This is a genomic window from Allobosea sp. CER48 (genome assembly GCF_044752385.1).
Taxonomy (GTDB): domain Bacteria; phylum Pseudomonadota; class Alphaproteobacteria; order Rhizobiales; family Beijerinckiaceae; genus Allobosea.
The window spans coordinates 1-2,007 of record NZ_JBIWYK010000519.1 but is presented as its reverse complement, the minus strand read 5'-3'; the positions used below and the strand labels follow the sequence as shown (position 1 = coordinate 2,007).

Genomic DNA, 2,007 nt, shown 5'->3' with positions numbered 1-2,007 from the left:
CGACCGGATAGCGATATTGCTCGACCAGATGGAGGCAGCCGTCCTCGTCGAGCGCGGCGATGGCGACGAAATCGGGCTTGTCGACGACGCCATAGATGCCTTCCGACCCGTCCTGCCGCCGAATCCGGTCCTCGCGGAGCTTCATCCAGCGGTTTTCATAGACGAGCCTCGACGACAGCGTCTCGATCTCGGGCGTGGCGCCTTCCTGGGCAGCCCTGCCCGGCCTCCGGCTCAATGCGCCCGCGCCACGCAGAAATCGACGGCGGCATTGAGCGCCTGCTTCATTGCCGAGGCCGGGAAGAGGCCGAGCGCATCCTTGGCCATGCGGGCATAGTGCTCGGCGCGCGCGATGGTGTCGTCCAGCGCCTTGTGCCGGCGCATTATCGACTGCGCTTCCTCGAGGTCGCCGTCCCGGATCTCGCCATCCTGCAGCGTGCGCTTCCAGAAGGCGCGCTCCGCCTCGTCGCCGCGGCGGAAGGAGAGCACGACGGGCAGGGTGATCTTGCCCTCGCGGAAGTCGTCGCCCGTGTTCTTGCCGAGCTTGGCCGCGACGCCGCCATAGTCGAGCGCGTCGTCGATGAGCTGGAAGGCGATGCCGAGATTGAGTCCGTAGCTGCGGCAGGCGGCGGCATCGGCCTTGGAGGAATTGGCGATCACCGGGCCGACCTCGCAGGCGGCGGCGAAGAGCTCCGCCGTCTTGCCGCGGATCACCGCCAGATATTCGTCCTCGGTCGTCTCGGTGTTCTTGGCCACGGAGAGCTGCAGGACCTCGCCTTCGGCGATGACCGCGGCCGCGGTCGAAAGGATGTCGAGCGCGCGCAGCGAGCCGACCTCGACCATCATCTTGAAGGCCTGGCCGAGCAGGAAGTCGCCGACCAGCACGCTGGCCTCGTTGCCCCAGAGCATGCGGGCGGCGAGCTTGCCACGGCGCATGTCGCTCTCGTCGACGACGTCGTCATGCAGCAGCGTCGCGGTGTGCATGAATTCGACGGAGGCCGCGAGCTTGACATGGCCTTCGCCCTGGTAGCCGCAGAGCCCGGCCATGGCGAGCGTCAGCATCGGCCGCAGGCGCTTGCCGCCGGAAGAGATCAGGTGATTCGCGACCTCCGGGATCATCGTGACCTCGGAGCCGGTACGCGACAGGATCATCGCATTGACCCGCTCCATGTCGGCGCGCGTCAGCGCGACCAGCGGCTCGATGCTCGCCTGATTCGATTCCCGTTCTTCGAGGGAGATGACAACGCCCACTGAACGCACTCCGGGTCTGATCCTGGCGCCGGCGCGGCGCCCGCCAGCCATGCCACAACCGTTGCATGCTGCGCCAGCCCCTGCAAACCGTCGTGACGCCGCAGCTTGCGCGAAGCGCCCGGCTTGGGCTCCATGGGACGATGCACGAACTGATCCGCACCAATGACCTGATCCTGCTCGGCGCTGTCGAGGCCCTGCTGGAATCGGCCGGGCTCGATTGCCTGGTCGCCGACCAGCACATCAGCGCGCTCGAAGGCATGATCGGCGCCTTCCCGCGCCGCCTCCTGGTGCGCGAGGCCGATAAGCGCCGGGCGCGCGCGCTGCTGGTCGAGGCCGGCTACGGCGCCGAGTTGCGCGATGAGTGAGGCGGAAGCCGCCTCCGCACTGGGCGAGATCGTCGAGGACCGGCTGCTCGACGGCAGGCTCCTGTTGCGCCAGCCGCGCAAGGGACATCGCGCCGGCAGCGACGCGATCCTGCTCGCAGCGGCGCTGCCCGAACTCGGCGGCGGGACGCTGCTCGACATCGGCTCGGGTGTCGGGACGATCGGCCTGACGGCCGCGTTGCTGCAACCCGGCCTGCGTATCGCCCTGCTGGAGCGGGACCCGGACATAGCGGCCCTGGCGAAGCTGAACGTCTCGCTCAACGGTCTGGCGGATCGCGCGGCCGTCATTGCCGGGGACGTCACGGCCCCGGCCGTGCAACTCGCCGCGGCCGGGCTGGAGGCGGCTTCCTTCGACGCGGTCGCGATGAACCCGCCA

General features: G+C 68.9%; 4 protein-coding genes. 2 read left to right on the top strand and 2 right to left on the bottom strand.

All coding sequences use genetic code 11. From position 1 onward, the window contains the following. Together ACIPIA_RS15050 and ACIPIA_RS15045 are read right to left on the bottom strand one after the other, a co-directional pair. Positions 1-235: NUDIX hydrolase (locus ACIPIA_RS15050; RefSeq protein ID WP_465246964.1), on the bottom strand; the 235-nt coding region annotated here is incomplete at its 3' end. Continuing rightward, on the bottom strand, positions 232-1,248 hold the full coding sequence (locus ACIPIA_RS15045) for a polyprenyl synthetase family protein (RefSeq protein WP_400510715.1): 1,017 nt from the start codon (positions 1,246-1,248) through the stop codon (positions 232-234). The genes ACIPIA_RS15050 and ACIPIA_RS15045, both read right to left, overlap by 4 nt. Before the next feature lie 65 nt (positions 1,249-1,313). On the opposite strand from ACIPIA_RS15045, the gene ACIPIA_RS15040 reads away from it, so the two are divergent. Further along, positions 1,314-1,613: a putative signal transducing protein gene (locus tag ACIPIA_RS15040; protein ID WP_400510714.1), complete on the top strand. Its 300-nt coding sequence runs from the start codon at positions 1,314-1,316 to the stop codon at positions 1,611-1,613. Then, positions 1,606-2,007 (top strand): methyltransferase (locus ACIPIA_RS15035; RefSeq protein WP_400510713.1); only part of this gene is annotated, 402 nt, incomplete at its 3' end. The genes ACIPIA_RS15040 and ACIPIA_RS15035, both read left to right, overlap by 8 nt.

What these genes read in the sequence shown, in the direction of transcription:
- ACIPIA_RS15040 (WP_400510714.1), top strand. Translation starts at nt 1,314, where the DNA reads ATGCTGCGCCAGCCCCTGCAAACCGTCGTGACGCCGCAGCTTGCGCGA.